This window comes from Pseudomonas sp. FW305-70 (assembly GCF_058783925.1).
In genome coordinates, this window is the sequence record NZ_JBYSYZ010000011.1 from 162603 (window position 1) to 180998 (window position 18396).

At 50.9% G+C, this 18396-nt stretch carries 21 protein-coding genes and 1 pseudogene; 18 read left to right on the forward strand and 4 right to left on the reverse strand.

Annotated features, from left to right (window positions below; translation table 11 throughout):
* Positions 1-223 precede the first annotated feature (223 nt).
* Positions 224-595 (forward strand): hypothetical protein, encoded by a 372-nt coding sequence (locus AC3WN7_RS11465; protein WP_015094968.1) that lies wholly within the window; start codon positions 224-226, stop codon positions 593-595.
* Between the two features lie 8 nt (positions 596-603).
* Here AC3WN7_RS11465 and AC3WN7_RS11470 read toward each other — a convergent pair whose 3' ends face one another.
* Entirely contained in the window at positions 604-792 is a 189-nt protein-coding gene (locus AC3WN7_RS11470; RefSeq protein WP_015094967.1) for a hypothetical protein, read from the reverse strand.
* A gap of 576 nt (positions 793-1368) precedes the next feature.
* On the opposite strand from AC3WN7_RS11470, the gene AC3WN7_RS11475 reads away from it, so the two are divergent.
* The 12 genes from AC3WN7_RS11475 to AC3WN7_RS11530 all read left to right on the forward strand — a co-directional run bounded on the left by AC3WN7_RS11475 (position 1369) and on the right by AC3WN7_RS11530 (position 12285).
* Positions 1369-1815 carry a DUF411 domain-containing protein gene (locus AC3WN7_RS11475; RefSeq protein ID WP_015094964.1) on the forward strand — a complete coding sequence of 149 codons (447 nt, stop codon included), beginning with the start codon at positions 1369-1371 and terminating at the stop codon, positions 1813-1815.
* Positions 1815-2249: a YqaA family protein gene (locus AC3WN7_RS11480; protein WP_095966659.1), complete on the forward strand. Its 435-nt coding sequence runs from the start codon at positions 1815-1817 to the stop codon at positions 2247-2249. The genes AC3WN7_RS11475 and AC3WN7_RS11480 overlap by 1 nt, the downstream gene beginning before the upstream one ends.
* A gap of 85 nt (positions 2250-2334) precedes the next feature.
* Positions 2335-3261, forward strand: a complete 927-nt coding sequence (locus tag AC3WN7_RS11485) for an alpha/beta fold hydrolase (RefSeq protein ID WP_256585635.1) — start codon at positions 2335-2337, stop codon at positions 3259-3261.
* 746 nt (positions 3262-4007) lie between these two features.
* On the forward strand, positions 4008-4280 hold the full coding sequence (locus tag AC3WN7_RS11490; RefSeq protein ID WP_102673767.1) for a hypothetical protein: 273 nt from the start codon (positions 4008-4010) through the stop codon (positions 4278-4280).
* Between the two features lie 108 nt (positions 4281-4388).
* Entirely contained in the window at positions 4389-4895 is a 507-nt protein-coding gene (locus tag AC3WN7_RS11495; protein WP_146022360.1) for a hypothetical protein, read from the forward strand.
* A gap of 113 nt (positions 4896-5008) precedes the next feature.
* Entirely contained in the window at positions 5009-5416 is a 408-nt protein-coding gene (locus AC3WN7_RS11500; RefSeq protein ID WP_146022358.1) for a hypothetical protein, read from the forward strand.
* The gene (locus AC3WN7_RS11505) at positions 5413-7650 is read left to right on the forward strand and encodes a hypothetical protein (RefSeq protein ID WP_102673766.1); all 2238 of its coding nucleotides are present in this window, start codon (positions 5413-5415) and stop codon (positions 7648-7650) included. Before AC3WN7_RS11500 ends, AC3WN7_RS11505 begins: the two co-directional genes overlap by 4 nt.
* Before the next feature lie 64 nt (positions 7651-7714).
* Positions 7715-8008, forward strand: a complete 294-nt coding sequence (locus AC3WN7_RS11510; RefSeq protein WP_102673765.1) for a hypothetical protein — start codon at positions 7715-7717, stop codon at positions 8006-8008.
* The gene (locus AC3WN7_RS11515) at positions 8008-8241 is read left to right on the forward strand and encodes a hypothetical protein (protein WP_146022356.1); all 234 of its coding nucleotides are present in this window, start codon (positions 8008-8010) and stop codon (positions 8239-8241) included. Before AC3WN7_RS11510 ends, AC3WN7_RS11515 begins: the two co-directional genes overlap by 1 nt.
* Before the next feature lie 208 nt (positions 8242-8449).
* Entirely contained in the window at positions 8450-8710 is a 261-nt protein-coding gene (locus AC3WN7_RS11520) for a hypothetical protein (RefSeq protein ID WP_102673764.1), read from the forward strand.
* 135 nt (positions 8711-8845) lie between these two features.
* The gene (locus AC3WN7_RS11525; protein WP_146022354.1) at positions 8846-10135 is read left to right on the forward strand and encodes a hypothetical protein; all 1290 of its coding nucleotides are present in this window, start codon (positions 8846-8848) and stop codon (positions 10133-10135) included.
* A 1442-nt stretch (positions 10136-11577) separates the two neighbouring features.
* Entirely contained in the window at positions 11578-12285 is a 708-nt protein-coding gene (locus tag AC3WN7_RS11530; RefSeq protein ID WP_102673762.1) for a recombinase family protein, read from the forward strand.
* A 326-nt stretch (positions 12286-12611) separates the two neighbouring features.
* On the opposite strand, the gene AC3WN7_RS11535 is transcribed toward AC3WN7_RS11530, so the two are convergent.
* From AC3WN7_RS11535 to AC3WN7_RS11545, 3 genes are all read right to left on the reverse strand, one after another.
* Positions 12612-13262, reverse strand: coding sequence for a DUF5677 domain-containing protein (locus AC3WN7_RS11535; RefSeq protein ID WP_102673761.1), 651 nt, complete (start codon positions 13260-13262; stop codon positions 12612-12614).
* A 208-nt stretch (positions 13263-13470) separates the two neighbouring features.
* A complete protein-coding gene (locus AC3WN7_RS11540) occupies positions 13471-13851 on the reverse strand; it encodes a Rap1a/Tai family immunity protein (protein ID WP_102673760.1) in 381 nt (126 codons plus the stop codon).
* A 26-nt stretch (positions 13852-13877) separates the two neighbouring features.
* Entirely contained in the window at positions 13878-15497 is a 1620-nt protein-coding gene (locus AC3WN7_RS11545) for a recombinase family protein (RefSeq protein ID WP_102673759.1), read from the reverse strand.
* A 73-nt stretch (positions 15498-15570) separates the two neighbouring features.
* On the opposite strand from AC3WN7_RS11545, the pseudogene AC3WN7_RS11550 reads away from it, so the two are divergent.
* The 5 genes and pseudogenes from AC3WN7_RS11550 to AC3WN7_RS11570 form a co-directional block, all read left to right on the forward strand.
* Positions 15571-15852 (forward strand): annotated as a pseudogene (locus AC3WN7_RS11550) (alpha/beta fold hydrolase); the annotation flags it as partial.
* Positions 15853-15865: 13 nt separating this feature from the next.
* On the forward strand, positions 15866-16819 hold the full coding sequence (locus AC3WN7_RS11555; RefSeq protein WP_102673758.1) for a D-2-hydroxyacid dehydrogenase family protein: 954 nt from the start codon (positions 15866-15868) through the stop codon (positions 16817-16819).
* A gap of 261 nt (positions 16820-17080) precedes the next feature.
* Positions 17081-17617, forward strand: coding sequence for a tetratricopeptide repeat protein (locus AC3WN7_RS11560; protein ID WP_102673757.1), 537 nt, complete (start codon positions 17081-17083; stop codon positions 17615-17617).
* Positions 17618-17683: 66 nt separating this feature from the next.
* Complete coding sequence (locus AC3WN7_RS11565; RefSeq protein WP_310650742.1) at positions 17684-18166, forward strand: RNA polymerase sigma factor; 483 nt, start codon at positions 17684-17686, stop codon at positions 18164-18166.
* Positions 18166-18396, forward strand: a 231-nt coding sequence (locus tag AC3WN7_RS11570) for an anti-sigma factor (RefSeq protein WP_492575280.1), incomplete at its 3' end; no start/stop codon positions are given. The genes AC3WN7_RS11565 and AC3WN7_RS11570, both read left to right, overlap by 1 nt.

Consider the following 18396-nt stretch of genomic DNA (forward strand, 5'->3'; position numbering starts at 1 on the left):
GCCGCTGTTGCGCGCACCCACGCGCGCAGTGCCTCCCTGTAGGGACGAAGCTCACATCAATAATTTAGGGTTTTGCCGCACATTGGCGTGCGAACTGACAGGCTGATCACACGACGTCGACAAAATTTCTACATTCGCGCCTTCATGATTTGGGCAGCTCATACGTCTAATCTTGTAAGAGCGCCCCATTTTTCCTGATCAGGCTCTGAAAAGGAGTTTTGCAATGTACAACTCGCAACTGCCAACGGACGGTAGCAACGCGCCAAAGGGTACTTCCATGGGAGTCGGCGTGTTCGAGCCGCGTACCGATCGCCACGGTAACGAGCGGATCCGGATCCTGCTCAAAAGCTATGGCCTGCGCACCAGCCTGATCCGCCTGAAAGTCATCGATGCCCTGCTGACGGCCGCCGAAAGCGACCGCAGTCTTGGCGTGCGTGGCGTGCACAGCCAATTGCTGGACCTGGACATTCCCCTGTCCTTTCTCAGCGTGCGCGAAGTGCTCAAGCGCTTGTGCAGTGAAGGCGTGATTGTCCTGAACCCCGACAAAAGCTACAGCCTGCATCCACAGGCTGCCGCCATCCTGCGCAACCAGTGAGCGAAGGATCAGGTCTTGACCTTGCGGCGCATCACGCCATTGATGACTACCACAATCACCGCCACGCCAATGGCGATGTACTGGAACATTTTTTCGCTGATGACGCCGGTGTTCTGCAACCAGGAAAGGCCAAACATGATCCCCAGCACCACCAGGGAGATCAGAATCGAGTATTTCAAACGTTGCGACTGAGTCATTGCGGGTTCCTGAATCTGAAAATGTATCCGGTTTGTATCAAGACGCTTGCCAGGCACTTACCCTGTTCCCGGGATAAGCGGCCACAAGCGGGGTCACATGTTACAGCCGATGAAGAGTTTTAGCTTCATTGCGGCGATAACCATCAGGCGCTGGAGTCGGTCTTTGCGGCGAATGCCACCGCTGGCCTGCGTTATCCGGAGGAAGTCATGAAACTGCTCGACCGCTGAGATAACGAAATATCTGCAGGAGTGAGCCTGCTCCGGGCGGCGTTCCGACGAAAAACCTGAGAGCACCGCGGGGTGTCAGGCTCCCCACATCATCGTTGACCTCCATCGCGAGCAAGCTCGCTCCTACAGGTATGCGTGAAGAGCCTTTTTTGACCCGAGGATCACGTAAACACGCGCCTGCGCCATTTCAACCTGACGATTTTGTAATGTCCCCATCATCTGCCTGACAGCACTGATCTACCATCATCGAATAGCGGATCTTTGTAGTATTTCGAAACACTCCTTGAATGCCTGACCGGAAAAAAGGGTCAGAATGCGTTTTTTTGCCCGTTAGCCGAGACGAATCCCATGCGAAACCCTCTGCGTCTGATCGCCCTGAGCGCCCTGTTCATGTCCTCCCTGGTCCAGGCCGCCGACCTCATTCCGATCGAGGTTCATCGCGACGCCAATTGTGGTTGCTGCAAAAAATGGATCAGCCACCTTGAAGCCAATGGTTTCAAGGTCGAAGACCACGTCGAAGCCAACATGAGCGAGTTCAAGCAACAGCACGGCGTGCCGCCACGCCTGGCGTCGTGCCACACCGCGTTGATCAACGGCAAATTCGTCGAAGGACACGTCCCGGCCGACCAGGTCCTGGCCTTGAGCAAGCGCGACGATCTGTTGGGCGTCGCGGCCCCTGGCATGCCCATGGGTTCGCCCGGCATGGAAATGGACGGCATGAGCGATGCCTACCAGGTCATCGGCCTGAAAAAGGACGGCACTGACCTGGTGGTCGCGGACTACCCCGCCCATTGATGCCAGGCGCGTACCTCGGGCTGTTTTTCGCGGCATTCGGTGCCGCCACGCTGCTGCCGTTGCAATCCGAAGCCGTGTTGGTGGGGCTGCTGCTCAGCGACCGCTACTGGCTCTGGGCACTGCTGGCGATGGCGACGTTCGGCAACGTTCTGGGGTCGCTGCTCAACTGGTGGCTGGGGCGCGGGATCGAACGGTTCCGAGAGCGGCGCTGGTTTCCGGTAAGCCCCCGGCACCTGGAAAAAGCCCGGCTGCATTACCAGCGCTACGGCCATTGGTCATTGCTGCTCAGTTGGCTACCGGTGATCGGCGATCCGCTGACACTGGTCGCCGGGGTCATGCGCGAGCCATTGGGGCGCTTCCTGCTGATCGTCACCCTGGCCAAAGGTGCCCGCTACGGCGCGTTGGCCGTAGCGACGCTGGGCTGGATGGGTTGAACCATCGAGGGCGGCGATTGCCTGTGTTTAATGCCGCCCTAATCGAGCCGATCCAGCATCGGCGGATTTTCCATGGAGCTCACCCATGTCGCGCCACTTCCCCCGCTGGTTACCCGGCCTGTTGTTGACTGCCGCCCTGCCCGCCATCGCCCACGCCGAAGCCCAAGCCCAAGCGCCGGAATACGGCCCTGAGCTGCAAGGGTTCGACTATCCCTACACACTCAAGCATTTCGCCTTTGAATCCCAGGGCCAGTCCCTGCAAATGGGCTATATGGACGTCGCCGCCCACGGCAAGGCCAATGGTCGCAGCGTGGTGCTGATGCACGGCAAGAATTTCTGCGGCGCCACTTGGGACAGCTCGATCAAAGCCCTCAGCGACGCCGGCTATCGGGTCATCGCCCCGGACCAGATCGGCTTCTGCAGCTCCAGCAAGCCGGCGCACTATCAGTACACATTCCAGCAACTGGCGACGAACACCCAGCAATTGCTCAAGGCATTGGGCATACAGAAAGCCACCCTGCTGGGACACTCCACCGGCGGCATGCTCGCCACTCGCTATGCCTTGCAATACCCCGAACAGGTCGAGCAACTGGCACTGGTCAACCCCATCGGCCTGGAAGACTGGAAAGCCCTCGGCGTGCCCTATCGCACGGTAGACCAATGGTACGAACGCGAACTCAAGCTCAGCGCCGACGGTATCCGCAACTACGAACGCACCACCTATTACGGCGGGCGCTGGAAGCCGGAATTCGAGCGCTGGGTCGACATGCTCGCCGGCCTCAACAAAGGCCCGGGGCATACGCAAGTCGCGTGGAACTCGGCGCTGATCTACGACATGATCTTCACCCAGCATGCAGCAATGTGGGGATTATCGTATCCACCCCGCGACAGGCCGTCAATTCAAGACACCATCCAAGCCATGGACGCGCCTGATTGCGGCCCCCGGTTATCCGCGTGGGATCATCTGACCTTATCAACCAACGTCCATTTCATAGCTGAGTTGTCCTGCTAGTACATTCCCGCCCCTGACTATATCCACACCCAACCAACCGCCATAGCCCCACCCTATCAGCACATCAATCAACAATTAATATAAAGATGTTGACTACATAATGCATTCTGTGCTTGACAAAATGGATATCCGTGCTATACTAATAGCAGATAGGGATAAAACGTTTTAGAACTCTTCAGAACTGCCCCCTCCTTCCAGAATTCCAAATTTGCTGACACCTCCAGTCTTAGCAAGTTGTACTGTTCTTCAGTACATCTGAGCAACGCATATCCTTCCTTATATGCACCTCCAGTCTCCCCCGGCAGACGCTCGCCAGCCGGGACATATTCTTAGATTCCAGTATGGTGTTTTCAATTTCACCATACGGGTTCCTCCGCAAAGGCTCTCCATAAGCCTCAAGCAGTACCCCATGTTGCTGGCGACCACATGGAACAAATTCAAAGTTGTCATCTGGTGTGGTGGCGTAAAGGGCAGACCTAAGAAATCTGCCCTTTCTCTTGCCTCCAGATTCTTATTCTCACAAATCAACTCTAACTCACATCACAGGAGGCCATTATGGCAAACACTGTTGTATGTCCGTGCGTGGTCTGCGGTAAACCTGTAGAGACACGTCGAGCAACTGCAAAAAGAACCTGTAGCCATACGTGCTACATGAAACTACACAGAGCCAATAAGCGAAAGCTCGTTGTGCTACCAGAGCAACCGCAACCAGAAACACCAACTCAATAACAGGAGACACCATACCAATGAACATAAACATCAACGTGAACATCACAGTGCAGCCAGTTCCAGAGATTGCACCTACAGCACCAGAGCAACTCACCCGAGAATCAGCTACAGAGAATATGCGTGGTGCACGCCACAAGCTTGCTGTTGCCAAACTGGCTAACGCTGAAGCTGCTCTAGCTAAGAAGGCAATGATTATTAAACGTCTTGCATACCGCCAACGTATTGCAGACAAGATGCGCAGTATGTTTGGTGATGATACTGCCAATCAATTCTTGGCAGGAGAGTTCTAATGGACCTCTTCATTTGGATGATCAGCAGCAGTGCATCACTCGGCTTGCTATTCGCAGCCACACAACATTACACCACCCACACAATTTAATAAAACGGAGAATAAAAATATGAAACTGGAAATTCGCAAATCTAACAAAGCAGAAAAAGCAGCCTATGTTGAACAAGCTATTCAGGCAGCAAGAATTGGCTTACCTCAACATGAAGGGAGCAGGCAGCCAACAGGACGAACAATCTACTATGTTCAGACAACACATGAAGCCCTAGAGCGTTTCGCACAGCTTAAAGCAGAAGGCTGGGAACTTTGTAACAGCTCCACAGCCTTGGTAGTCGCTCCTCAAGTTCCACTATCGTTTGTGGCTATTGCCCCCGACCATGTATTTGAAACATATATTCCTTTGATCACAGCATCCGCTGAAGCTGCATATGAGAAGGAGATTATTCAACACAACGAGCTGTTTAAGAAACAAGAACAACGAGCAAAGGAAGTGCTTGAAGAGTTTGAACGTCGTGAATCGGAACGTAAAGCTGCTCTAATGGCTGAAATCGAACTAGAAGTTGAAGCCCGCCACAACCCACGCTTTGAACGTGCAGACCGTACCAAGCTTCACGCTTAATACAGTGTAGTGGTAAGACCGGGGCGAGCAATTCGCCCTTTAGTTACAACCTGCACACAACACAACCAATTCCCGCCTAACAAGGTATATCCAATTTATGGAGCTATAAACACGTGCTTAATAAAGACACACTGAAGCTGCACCTAACAGTAATGACGGATACAGGGACGCATTTCAGTGTGTTCCTTGTAACACCAACCAACATTATCAAATTCACTCGTTACCTTCGTAGATTCTTCCAACAGCGTCTTGGATACATTCCTGATTATCATTTGTTCTGGTTTGCAACCCCGGAAGGATTTGTTGTAACCCTAAGCGCTGGTTTGATTGTACGCCGTAGCATTGAAGAATTTTACAGAATGGCTGTAGAACGCAACTACATCACAACTGCATCACCACTCTACATTGGCAGCAGTGTAAAGACCCTAACCAAAACCCTGAATGGACTGGCAGAAAGTCACACACCACTTCCAAACAAACATTCGTATGGCGGTAGTGCTCTAACAGGAGATAACAAATGACAGTCCATACAGAAGAGATTGCAAAACTAGTTGGCAAGCTAGTTTTCCAAGTAAATCCAGCACAGTTGCAACGATTCAACCAGTTGATGCAGGCCGCCTCACAAAAGATGGCCAAGCTTGGGCAAGATTATACAAAGCTTGCCAACCAGATGACGAAAGGTCTGAAGTTAAAAATTGATGTTAGTGATGCAGAGAGGGCCAGACAGAAACTTGATGCAGCATTGAAACTACAAGCCCGCACAGAAGCTGCCCTTAGTAACCAACAACGACAAACATTCAGAGCAGAGTTAACTCAACAGAAGTTGAAGTATGCAGGTACAAAGCAACAAGCTCAGGCTGCATCCAGTGTACTCAAAGCACAGCAAGACGCCGCTGTAATCGCTGCTAAGGCTCATGCTGCACAAATGAATAGCGCAGGCGTCACTAAACAACAACTCGCCTCCCAGAACGCTGTAACGGCTTCTGTAGCCAAACAAACAAGGCTGGCTGCTCTCCACCAGAAGTTGCAAGCTGCTACACAGAAGGCAAACGATGCACACTTGGCCTCGATGACCAAACTGCAACGCCTGCAACAGCAAATGAACCATGCTAAACAACAGGCTCATATCCGTGCACAACAAGCTGCTAACAAAACAGCAGCACAACAACAGACAGCCCAGAATAGAACACAGAACGCTAATCAGAGTGCAGCACGCTTTCAGATGGCACAACAACGCCATGCAGCTTGGCAAGCTCGACAGAATGCTCCAGCTCCTAGAGGCGGTATGTTTGGTGGTTTTGGTGGTATGGGTATGTCTGGCGGAATGCTCGCCCTTGGTGGTCTTGGTGCAGCCCTAACAGGCTTGACGCTGGCACTTGGCAGCATGAATGAACGTATTCAACAGCGTAAAGCTGGTGTAGTTGATGCTGAAGCTTTTGAAGGGGTATTTACACCTCTGGGTAAGACTCCTGAAACTCGCAAGATGTGGCGTGACGAATATATCAAACTCTCCAACAAAACTGGTGCACCAATCGACAACGACTCTGCTAAAGAGTTTTCCAGTTTCGTGCAGATGCAGTCTAGTAAGAAGACTCCTGACCAAATCCTAGCCGAATACGAACGTCGTAGAACAGCAATGACAATCTCAGGCTTAAACAGAGAGCAGGGCCAAAGACTTAACCGCCAACTTAACCAAATGTCTGGCGGCGATCAGCGAGGCGACAAGGCCGACTGGAATGAAATTTCTGAGAACGATACTCTCCTAGCCAAGTATGTAATGAAGGCTTACGGCGAAAAGGCAGGCATTAAAGACGATGATAAATCGGCTGCTGAGTTCAACAGAAAGCTCAAGAAGGGTGAAGGTTTTAGTAACGATTTGGTAGTACGCGCTCAAGAAATGATGATTGCTGAAAACCAAGAAACTCTAGCCGCGAAGAAGAAGGGTGTAGCCTATTCTCAAACTCTTGCTGATAGTCAATCCTTCTTAAATGAAGTTGGTATTAACAATAGTGCTGAACTTAACGAGGCAATGCGGGACAACATCCAAGCTCATAAAGAACTGAACGAGGCTCTACAGCCAACCAAACAACTTCTAAGCGATTTTGACGAAGGCTTAACCCAAGCTCAGACAGGTTTGATTAGATTCGCCCTTGGTCTAAACATGGATGGGAGTAAGAAGTCTCAGAACCAACAAACTCAAGATCGAATGACAACGGCAGATATGCCAGTGTCGTTAGACATGGTTGGCACACACGACTACTCCAATGTTGATGGCAACACACAACATCAGGGCGGCCCTATTGGTGGCTTGTGGAACTGGCTATTCAACGTCAAGGACAAACGTGAAGAGTATAAGCAACAGGCAAGGGATTTGGCTCCTGACACTTTGGGACAAACTGGAGCAATGCCGGGAATCACTCCACAGTTCCAAATCAGTGCAGACACCATCAAACAGATGGCAGGGTTTTACAACAGGTACGAATCCTCTTCTATCTCTCCTATGTCTGGTGCCGCTACATCTGGTGCGTCTGCTGGCACACAGATTAACGCTCCAGTAACGGTAGAAGGCTCCAACATCCATATCGAACTTCACGGTAGCGCCACAGATGAAGACAGAGCCAAGATTATGGATGCAGTTACATCAAAACTTGGAGAGCAAACTGCTGCACTCACACTGCAAATGCCCGGAATTGCTAAAGAAGCTATTAACAACGCATTTGGTCAAGCAAGAGCATTGCAGGCTGAACGCCGCTAACTGCCAAGAGGCTCCACAAGAGCCTCTAAGGCATTCTAATTAACATCCCTACAGGAATACCGACATGACCAATAGAACAGCCATAACAGCCCTTATAGGAGCTTTTATTCTGGCTTTAATACTGATGTTTGGTTACTCGGTAAACAGCTATAGCGAATTGCGTAGAAACGATATGCAAGTGCTAGAAGACTCTAAACGTTATACCGACACACGCATCATTGAGAAGCAAGCCAACATGGTAGCCGCAATCTCTGATGTTACCAAAACCACAAAACTACTCACCCGGATTATCTGCCTATCACAATTTGATAAGAACGAATGTGAACAGGAGTTAGGACCACTCTACAAGGAAAACTAATGGAACAACGAGAACCAAAAGCAAGACTGACACTCCGCAAAAACATCCCCATTTCAAACCCCGCTCCTACGCCAATTCTGCAAGAACAACACCCACAAGACTTTACAGAATTCAATGTAGAGCGCTTTCCTGAATGGGATATTCCAGAGATTGCAGACGTAGAACCTAAAAGACGTAAACGTCGTAAAGACAAACATGTCGAACAATACCGCAAAGAATCAAGGTGGCAATAATGAGATTAGAGTATGACAAGATTAAAAGACAAGTACCAATAGATGTAGCTGCATTTCAGTATCTATCTGATTGGTGGAACCCATCCATTCCATATCTGAATCCAGCATTGGTTAGATACCTTGTCTGGTGCGTACAGAACGGAGTAGATGAGAAAGAGTTTAAACAATACGTCAAGAAAAACTACTACACATGACAGGAGCAACCCCAATGCATGACCTGATTACAAAAACACGCACACATCTGATTTCCACTCTCTTTTCTGAAGAAGAAGTTGTTTCTGCAATTATGAAAGCAGCAGACAACTTCACTAGCGAACAGTTTATTGAACTGTACAAATTCCTAATGATTGAGCATACCAACCTCAACAAGATTTTCGAGGAGGGGTTAGAGCAGAACAAGCCAAAGAGCGGCAATAGCGCTGATATGACAATGAATATCCTGAAAGCCAAATATGGAGTCAAAAATTGAAACTATGTACCTGCAAGCAATGCGGCCATGTATTCGCAGTAACAAAGGTTAAACCCTTCTGTTCTGGTGCATGTCGTCGCAACCACCTAGAACACCAAACCCTATCCCCAGCTATCCTTGTCGGAGCACAAATTAATGAAACCAAACACCACAGCAGCCGTTAAACAAAAACCTGTAAAACTATCTGATGGTCGCCATCGCTGCCTTCTGGATACATGCAAGAAGCCCTTCACACCGAATCGCTCTGATCAATGCTACTGCAAGAATGACAAGCGTGATTGTAAATCCCTTGTACGCAAGGTTGATCGTTCCAAAACACGTTCCAAGAAGCCTTACAGCATTCCTCTTGATGCTCACCAACGTTATCGTATTCTTGACGCTGTACGTGCAGCAGGGACTGTACAAGTGCTAACAACATGGAGAAACGACGTAGACGAAGCAACAGCTACAATCAATGTCCTGACAGCCACCAACACAGCCAACTTGAAGACAGGCAAGAACACATTCCACACTTGCCACGTTGATGCAGTCAATAACAAGTACCGTATGGGGCTTCTGTCCTCCAAGAATCTATTCGTTGGCCTTGGAACTCGTAACCGTGCAACAGGAGCATTCAGCTCTGGTATGGGCGAATGTATCAGCCGCCTAGAACTTAAAGCCAAATGGCTTGTTGCTGAGAATATGAGCAACGCTGACATCTGGACAATGATTGAAGAGTTTGTTGGCGTGGACACACTGACTGAAGCTTGCCGCAAAGCTGGCCTTAAACCATCTGCCAAAGCTCAGGCACTCGCCAACCTTGAAATGTTGATTGATTCTGAAAACCCTGATCATGATCGTTTCGCCAAGGTGCTGAAGAGTCCAAAGAGTACAACTGTAGAATTGCAAATGGCCTGTGCTGAGATTCAAGGCAAACGTGTATTCAGCATGAAACTCAACGCCACTTCAGAACAAGAAATCCTCTTCTCTGAAATCCGTCGCCACTCTGCTTTCCGTCCTGAACTGGAATTCCTTCTGACTCCAATCAACCAGATGTACACCGTGTACACTGACGACGAAGGCAAGAGCCATAAGCGCCTTGTTGGTCTTCTTGATGGTGATCATCTGCAAACCCTGTTCAACCTTCTGCAAGGTCATGATGCTGATGATATGCAAGATGAAGTTGAAGAGCTGGTGTTTGGTTTCAACTTTGCTTCTCGCAAGATGGATGATGAAGCTGCTGAGCATGCTGCTTATAAAGCCCGTATGGAAGCGCACAACGCTTACTACGCTCTTAGCCGTGATGAGCGTGCAATCGTTGACGCACAACGTCGGGACGACGCTGATAGGCTCTCTGGCCTCATCTATGAGGAAGATGGTATTGAGTATCGTGTTACAGACCCAAACAAACCAATGTGGCACCTTCCGGGGTGGGCGCCTTTCTAATCATTTGCAAAAAGCAGCGTATAGCTGCTGTACTGTTTTGACACCTTTTAGAGTACCTCTTCTGACAGTCTAAGCCTTGATTTATAAGGCTTACAGACGACTTACCACTGTCAGAAAGTGTGTCCATTTCAAGTCATATTCCCGTACAGCAGCGTACATCCTGACAAGTGTATTACCGTGAACGGACGTTCACAGTGTTACTTACCCCCCGGCCTAACAGCCGAATGTTTGCACGGACAGCAGGATGCGGGAGGGTATGTGTTAGAGAAGTATGAATATAATTAAAGTTGCTCATACTTGTTGCTTGCAACATGAGAATGATTCGTTTGACAGATTTCAGCACTGAAGAGATAATGCTTTAAGCAAAACCGTTAGGTTTGAATCGTACAGCTCCTGAACGTAGTTCAAAGTGTTATAAAATAAAATACAACCAACATACCAGAACAAGAAGAGTTAACGCTCTTATAGTCGGTACGACTGAATTGTACTGACGTACAGTTGTACTCATCGTCAGGTGTACACTCTCCAAGAACGTCAGTTCTTAGGGTACTGGATTATCTGTTTTGTTTTATCAGGGTACACTCCCAATCTGGAACACTGGCAGTTTGTCACCTTCTGAACGTCCGTTCAGGCTTGTACACACTGTCAGTTGTACTCTCCTTGGGCTTCCTGCCCGGTTGTCACCCTTCGATGCGCAGCATCCATGTCCCTGCTTTGTATTATGCAACGGAAATGGAAACGCCCACCCTGAACGCCAGTGAAGCACCCTTCCGCAAGCGTCAGCGATGCTCTCTTCATTGTGCAACGGAATCAAATTCTTGGCCCTTGGCCGATGGTGGTGTGTCCTTTTGTATAGTGCGTCGGATTCACAATCCTCCTGTATGTATTACTGCGACGGAATCAGAACGTGTGCCTCTTGTATAATGCGACACTTTCAAATTGATCAAAAAACAACCAATTAACCCAGCCTAAACCCTGTAGTAACTATATGGTACATATTGGTGTCTTGGCAGGGGCTGGATGAGCGTTAGCGAGCAACCCCCTTGATTTCATTGGCCTTCAGGCGATACGGACAGATTTATCCATAGTGGGTTTATTAGTTTAATTACTCTAAAACCCCTTTTCTCTCCCAGTATTGCTAAGCGCGATGCTTTCTCTCTCGTCGCGGCGGAATTTGAAAAAATTGAGAAAAACGGAATCGAAAGATACCGCTACACTCACAAATCTCTGGCCAGTGCAAGAAATGATGATCGAAACGCAATCGAAGCTGACGAATGGTCATTTCAGGTTTTGGCTAATGGAATCCCATAAAAGTCAAGCCCTTTAGTTTTTGTCATTATCATTTGCACAGACGTTCGTCTCCCCTAATGACAACTCCCAGAATCCGCTGTAGAATCGTCACAACAGAACAGCCGTAAGGCACACAATGTTGGAGACTGGTAATGGACGTAGTGGCGTATTACAGAGTGAGCACAAAGAGTCAGGGTGATTCAGGACTTGGGTTGGAAGCTCAACAGGAGTACGTCCAACGTGCAGCCAAACAAAACAACTGGAACATCATTGGCGAATTCACTGATGTTGTATCTGGCAAGCTCGCCATTGAAGGCCGTCCAGAAGGATCGAAGGCTTTGGCAATGTGCAAGGAGCATGGCGCTCAACTGGTAGTTGCAAAGCTGGACCGCCTGTCTCGCTCGGTCCTTCATATTGCGCAATTGATGGAGCTGATTGATTTCAAAGTTGCCACCATGCCTCAAGCTCAGACATTCGAACTGCACCTATATGCAGCCTTGGCCCAACAGGAACGAGAATTCATTTCAAGCCGCACCCGTGAAACTCTGGCCGCACTGAAGAGCAAGGCTGATGCTGGTGATGCAGAGAGTATCCAGAAGGTGAAGAATCGTTCTGATGCTCAGGCTAAAGGTCGTGCAGTCGCTGACATCACAACAGCTAATAACATCCGTATGGCTAACGTCAGCACGTATCAAACAACCCTAGAGCCACACCTAAAGGCTTGCCTGTACAACAAGGTGAAGACGCTTCAGTCAGTAGCTGATTGCCTCAACGCTAAGGGGCTTCGTACAGCCCGTGGTAGCGAGTTCACACCAACGGCAGTACGTCGGTTGATGATCGCTCTCAACGTCTCGTTCTGAGGCTTACAGGGACTTACAGGGGCACAACTTATTTTAGAATTACGAACGTTTCCCATTGGGACGCTCGCACACCGCTTAACACCTCTCGCACAAAACCCAGTTTCCAAACGCCCACCGTCTATTACTTTTCGGGCCAGGAATTCAGCCAACATCAAAGTTGGTCACTGCTCGCGGCGCGGGATTTGAAATCCGTACAGAAAACGCCCCGTCTTATTTCCCAGCGTAGAAACCTGCTCACATCCTGAAATGTCGTTCCTGTCTGGCGGCGGATTTGGATTTTGGTGCAGAAGTGGTCCCCTGCTCCCGGTGGGGATTTGGGAAAATTTTTAGGCAAAAAGCTCTTCAGCCAATCTCATAGCAAAATCTTCAGATTTCTTTGCGAAATGGACACCGATATTAGTTATTACCTCAATGTATGTTTCATCTTCAGTTAACACATCAAAGAAATTGACTTTAATTGAGGTTGGGTGGACTAGCTTTGATGATAACTTATAAACGAAGTCATGGTGTAATTCGTACCCATATTTTGTAGCACATGTTTTGATATTAAATTGGCCCTTGGATGTATATTGGCTGGATGAGAGCGCTGCATCTGAAAGCGCTTGAGCCTTATCAATTTCGCTTGTGTCTAAACCTCGATTTGTTAGTAGAGCCTTGAAAGACTTGTTTATTTCTAATAAGTCCTTATGCATTTGGCCGTACCAGCATTTAAGTGCATCTTGGTCAGAATATATGTGGAGTGAGATTATATAAATCTCAAAAATGTTTCTTACGTTCAGACTTGTCTGTGCTAGGTCGTCTCTTTTTTCGGAAAATTGATTAATTTCCCTTAGCGATTGCTTGAAGAGATTTGTCAAAGCGCCATTCAGTTCGTTGAATGGCAAGGCGCCAAGCCTTTCTACAAAGGACCTAATTACCTCAATTGACGTTGATACGTTCTCTTGAGTGGTAAGATATTGCAGAGTCGAATCGCTCATGATTTTCCTGATGGCAAGTTGTTGGACGGGCTCATTATTCCGTGTACCTAACGTCTCGACCGCATTCTCAAGTGCGTGAGCTTTGTTTTCTAATCATTCCTGACAACAACATTGTACACACCGCTCTTAGGAGAGGTTTTACTCCGACCGATCCGCACGCAAGCTATACACTATAAGGCTCACAGCCATTTTTAGTGTGCAGGAATCGTTATTTGTTGCAAGGGTACGCATCTTTAAGTGCAGACCACACCAAGCCCGTCCTAGTTAAATTCAATTGCTTTGGATTATCTTTCAGATATTTGACCACGATACGTACAAGCTGGCCATTTGTCACACCGTTAGGCACACAAAACTTGGCATCATTTGCTAGATCATCACTGTAAAAACCTACCGTACTTTCAACCCCTTGCACATAGCCAGCACACACACCAGCGTCGACTTGATTAAAACTTGCTTCTCCATCTGCTGCCCTGATGTACTGTTGGCACTGCCCTAGCAACTCATTACCATCATACCTAGGCGTTGCTGCAATCACAGCCCCACTCCCCAGCATCCCTACCACTGCAACCGCCATCAACAGTGCTTTCATGGTGTGCGCGTCCTATCCTGTAATTTTTATTTGATTGTAATCTTAACCCGCTTCGCGGCTATTCCATCCAGTGTAGCTTTAATTTTATCAGCAGTTCCACTTCCACTTTTACTTGGTTTACGCTCTACGCCTAGACGGTGGATAGGCAGCTTTATTAGCTTTCCTTCAGGTGTAACGACCTTGTGTACGTCTTCAGCCCTACCCCAGCCTTCATACTTGAAAGTGCCTGACTCACTCACCACTGTAGAATCCTTGTTGCACACAATCCTATACCCAACAGACTGTAGCATTGCGTTAGCTTTGGCAGGATCGAGGTTGAACTTGGTAACATCGACAATCTTGTCATACACGGAGACAGCAGATTCTGTTAACCCCTCCTTCTCAGCTAGCAACTCCTTACGGCGAGCCTTCAAGCTTCTTAACGTCACGATCATATCATCGTGTTCATCATCATCTTCAAACTCAAGAATGACTTTGTTTGCAATCTTGATTTTCTTGTTAAGTTCTGCCACTTCACCATCAATCTCAACTTCACGCTTTTGTGAGGCAGATAACACCTGGCCCTGCAAAGCTCTCAGAGCGCCTTTGCTAAACGACAGAGAGTAGACAAGGGCAATCACAGATTCAGGAATCCCTTTACTGTTAGAGCAAGCTGTGGAGCCTCTACGGGCACGTGTAGAACACTCCATCACAGCAGGCGGCGTAACTCCTTTCTTTCTTACGCCGTAAGCCTTGGTGTTGAAGTTCTTGCCACACTCGCCACACACCACCAATCCAGTGTACTTATGTTTGGTCGGTGCTCCCCTAGGAGCAAATTTAGCCTCCATACGTTTCTGTACCCGATAGAACAACTCAGGCTCTACAACGCGAGGATAAATCTCTGGGATACCCTGCCATTCTCCTATGGCTGTTCTGTTGCTCATCCAACGCTTAACAGTGCTTGGGGCCATTCTTACAAAATATGCACGAACTTTATCACTCTCTTCATCATTAGGGAGAGTGCGCACTTTCTCCATTATACGTTCGTAGATTCGACGTTCGCCCAATCCCGCTGCAAAGTCTTCAAATGCTTGTACAACGAATGGCTTGATTTCATCCCTGAGTTCACCCTTTGAAGTCAGCCACACAGGTGTATTACGTTTTGGTGGAGTTCCTTCCAAGGCGAGTTTGTTACGACTCTTGTAACTGGCCTTCATGCGCACGCTCAAGGCTTCTGAGTAGTTGAAAGCTGCCTGCACCTTACCTGCCAGAATGTAGACGTTACCGCCTTGCAGCGACTCACTTGTGTAAACAGCCTTGTCATCCAGAGTGATGATAGTGACGCCCTTCAACAGGATGCCCGTCAGGATGTGCAGCATCATGGCCGGTTCCATCCGTCCTGCCCGGTCGATAGCTTCAACCAGTACAACGTCCCCGGCGCCAATATCACCCTGCTCAACCGCCTCCAGCAGCTTGCCAAACCCATTCTTGAGGTGCTTTCCGCTACGGCCAGAGATACCCAAGTCTTTGAACGTCAGCTCACGATTCAGGGTGTAAGCGGGGTTGTCTTCAGCCCATTCATCCAACATGGCTTGCTGGCGCTCAAGGCTGCTACCCTTGAGCTGCTTACCGGTTGAGAAGCGAATGTATGAGTAGGCGTTGTTCACGATGACCTCTGTATCTATTGGGCTTGCGGCCTATGGAAGTGAGTTTATCACTCTTCTACACATTGCCGCTTCCTTCACTCAACCGGTGTACTACGAGTTCCAGAACCTGAAGATGCCGACCCTGCTGTTGATCGGGACGTCCGATACCACTGCCATCGGCAGTGACATCGCCCCGCCCGAGGTCAAGGCGAAGATCGGGCACTACGACGTCCTCGGCAAACAAGTGGCCAAGCTCATTCCCCGGTCCACGCTGGTTGAATTCCCCGGCATGGGCCACGCGCCACAAATGGAAGAACCGGCACAATTCCACCAGGCCCTGCTCGCCTGGCTGAACAAGACCAACCCCGTGCGTTGAAGAGGAAAGGCTGATGCCTGTGCAGATTGCAGTGCTTGATGATTGGCAGGATGTGGCGCGGGATGTGGTGGACTGGTCGGCGCTGGACAGCGTCGGCCAGGTGAGTTTCCTCCATGACTATCCCGCCGACAACCAGACGCTGGCCGAGCGTCTGGCCGGGTTCGAGGTGATCTGCGTCATGCGCGAGCGCACCCGCTTCGATGAAGACCTGCTGCGCCGCCTGCCCAGGCTCAAACTGCTGGTGACCGGCGGCATGCGCAACGCCGCCCTGGACCTGAAAGCTGCCGCCGCGCTGGGCATCCAGGTCAGCGGCACCGACAGCTACAAACACGCGGCGCCGGAGCTGACCTGGGCGCTGATCATGGCTGCCACCCGCAATCTGGTGGCCGAAGCCAATGCCTTGCGTGCCGGCCAGTGGCAACAAGGCCTGGGCGGCGACCTGCACGGCAAGACGCTGGCGATCCTCGGCCTTGGCAGCATCGGCCAGCGTGTCGCGCAATTCGGCCAGGTGTTCGGCATGCGCGTCATCGCCTGGAGCGAAAACCTCACCGCCGAACGTGCGGCACAAGCCGGTGTGACCCGTGTCAGCAAGCAGGAGCTGTTCGAACAGGCCGACGTGCTGTCGGTGCACCTGGTGCTCAGCGACCGCAGTCGGGGCCTGGTGGACGCACAAGCCCTGGGCTGGATGAAGCCCACGGCATTGCTGGTAAACACCGCCCGCGGACCGATCGTCGATGAAGCGGCGCTGATCAAGGCACTGCAGAAGCAACGACTGGCCGGTGCCGCACTGGACGTCTTCGAGCATGAGCCGCTGCCCGCGCACCATCCGTTCCGAACCCTGGATAATGTATTGGCGACGCCCCATGTCGGGTACGTGAGCCAACAGAACTACCGGCTGTTTTTCTCGCAGATGATCGAGGACATCCAGGCCTGGGCGGCGGGTACACCGATTCGTTTGCTGAGTTGAACGAGAACCCCATGTGGGAGCGGGCTTGCTCGCGAAAGCGGTGGATCAATCAACATTGATGCTGCCTGACACTCCGCCTTCGCGAGCAAGCCCGCTCCCACAGTGATCTTCAGCGCACACAAAACCGTGCCCGTTCGCAATCGGCCGCCAGAACATAATGAATAATTGTTCATGCTGCGGTGTTCTCATCACATCAACCTTGCACTGCGTCTGGCGGGACGCGTCCTGATCTGAACCCCATGAAGCTCTGGAGCAAAGCCCATGAATATTCGTTGTGCAGTTCTGATGACCCCGCTTTTGCTGACCGTTGCGTTGTCCGGTTCCCTCGCCCTGGCCAACGGCGGCGATGACGAGCCGCCCGCCAGACCCAACTGCCCGAAAGGACAGGTGCTCGATACCCGGTCGCAGCGGTGCGTCAAACAGACCAGCAGCCTGGTGCCTGACGAAGACCGCACCAATTATGCCTATCAACTGGCCAAGGACGGACGTTACGAAGAGGCCCTGGCCCTGCTCGACACGCTGAAACAGCCAAATACCGCAAAAGCGCTGAACTATCGCGGCTACGCCACGCGTAAACTGGGACGCACCGACGAAGGTATCGGTTATTACCTGCAATCGGTAAAACTCGACCCGCAATACGCGCAAGTCCGCGAATACCTGGGCGAGGCCTATGTGGTCAAGGGCCGGCTGGACCTTGCACAGGAGCAACTGCAGCAGATCAAATCCATCTGCGGCAATACCCAGTGCGAGGAGTACCAGGACCTGGCCGAAGCCATCAACGGATCATCGAAAACCTGACAACCCGAGCGGACGGAGGTCGCCATCGCCAGCGATCAGGCAATACGAACGGAACTGAACCAGCATCTGGCGCGTTTATGGCGCTACGGCCTGCTGTTGTCCCGGCAACGGCATATCGCCGATGACCTGGTGCAGGCCACCTGCGTGCGGGCGCTGGAGCGGGCCGGGCAATACGAGTCGGGGACGCGCATGGACCGCTGGCTGCTGAGCATCCTGCACTCGATCTGGCTCAATGAAGTCCGTGCCCAGCGGGTGCGGCAAGGCCAGGGCCAGGTGGATGCCGACCAGGCCTTGTCGTTCGATGGAGAGTCCGTGGCCCAGACCCACGTGTTGGCGGCACAGGTCATCCGCCGCGTCGATGCATTGCCCGAGGCCCAGCGTGAAACGGTATTTCTCGCCTACGTCGAAGGGTTGTCCTACCGCGAAGTCGCCGACGTGCTGCAAGTGCCCATCGGTACGGTCATGAGTCGCCTGGCCGCCGCCCGGGCGAAACTGGCCGAATATCCTCCGTTGCACACGGTGCCCCACCCTTACCGAGGAGAACATTGATGAACGCGAAACCCTCGGACGAACAACTGGTGGCTTATCTCGACAACCAGCTCGATGCCGAGCAGCGCTCGCGCATCGACGCGGCCATCAACGCCGACCCGATGCTGGGCCTGCGCCTGCAATGGCTGGATCGCAGCAGCCTGCCGTTCAAGGACGCCTACGATGAACTGGCCCGGCAGGCGCCGGTGGATCGCCTGCAAGCCATGCTCGCCACACTGCCCTCACCCGCC

Bases quoted from the DNA above. Each gene is read 5' to 3' on its own strand.
- AC3WN7_RS11465 (WP_015094968.1), top strand. From the start codon at position 224: ATGTACAACTCGCAACTGCCAACGGACGGTAGCAACGCGCCAAAGGGT.
- AC3WN7_RS11470 (WP_015094967.1), bottom strand. From the start codon at position 792: ATGACTCAGTCGCAACGTTTGAAATACTCGATTCTGATCTCCCTGGTG.
- AC3WN7_RS11475 (WP_015094964.1), top strand. From the start codon at position 1,369: ATGCGAAACCCTCTGCGTCTGATCGCCCTGAGCGCCCTGTTCATGTCC.
- AC3WN7_RS11480 (WP_095966659.1), top strand. From the start codon at position 1,815: ATGCCAGGCGCGTACCTCGGGCTGTTTTTCGCGGCATTCGGTGCCGCC.
- AC3WN7_RS11485 (WP_256585635.1), top strand. From the start codon at position 2,335: ATGTCGCGCCACTTCCCCCGCTGGTTACCCGGCCTGTTGTTGACTGCC.
- AC3WN7_RS11490 (WP_102673767.1), top strand. From the start codon at position 4,008: ATGAACATAAACATCAACGTGAACATCACAGTGCAGCCAGTTCCAGAG.
- AC3WN7_RS11495 (WP_146022360.1), top strand. From the start codon at position 4,389: ATGAAACTGGAAATTCGCAAATCTAACAAAGCAGAAAAAGCAGCCTAT.
- AC3WN7_RS11505 (WP_102673766.1), top strand. From the start codon at position 5,413: ATGACAGTCCATACAGAAGAGATTGCAAAACTAGTTGGCAAGCTAGTT.
- AC3WN7_RS11510 (WP_102673765.1), top strand. From the start codon at position 7,715: ATGACCAATAGAACAGCCATAACAGCCCTTATAGGAGCTTTTATTCTG.
- AC3WN7_RS11515 (WP_146022356.1), top strand. From the start codon at position 8,008: ATGGAACAACGAGAACCAAAAGCAAGACTGACACTCCGCAAAAACATC.
- AC3WN7_RS11520 (WP_102673764.1), top strand. From the start codon at position 8,450: ATGCATGACCTGATTACAAAAACACGCACACATCTGATTTCCACTCTC.
- AC3WN7_RS11525 (WP_146022354.1), top strand. From the start codon at position 8,846: ATGAAACCAAACACCACAGCAGCCGTTAAACAAAAACCTGTAAAACTA.
- AC3WN7_RS11530 (WP_102673762.1), top strand. From the start codon at position 11,578: ATGGACGTAGTGGCGTATTACAGAGTGAGCACAAAGAGTCAGGGTGAT.
- AC3WN7_RS11535 (WP_102673761.1), bottom strand. From the start codon at position 13,262: ATGAGCGATTCGACTCTGCAATATCTTACCACTCAAGAGAACGTATCA.
- AC3WN7_RS11540 (WP_102673760.1), bottom strand. From the start codon at position 13,851: ATGAAAGCACTGTTGATGGCGGTTGCAGTGGTAGGGATGCTGGGGAGT.
- AC3WN7_RS11555 (WP_102673758.1), top strand. From the start codon at position 15,866: ATGCCTGTGCAGATTGCAGTGCTTGATGATTGGCAGGATGTGGCGCGG.
- AC3WN7_RS11560 (WP_102673757.1), top strand. From the start codon at position 17,081: ATGAATATTCGTTGTGCAGTTCTGATGACCCCGCTTTTGCTGACCGTT.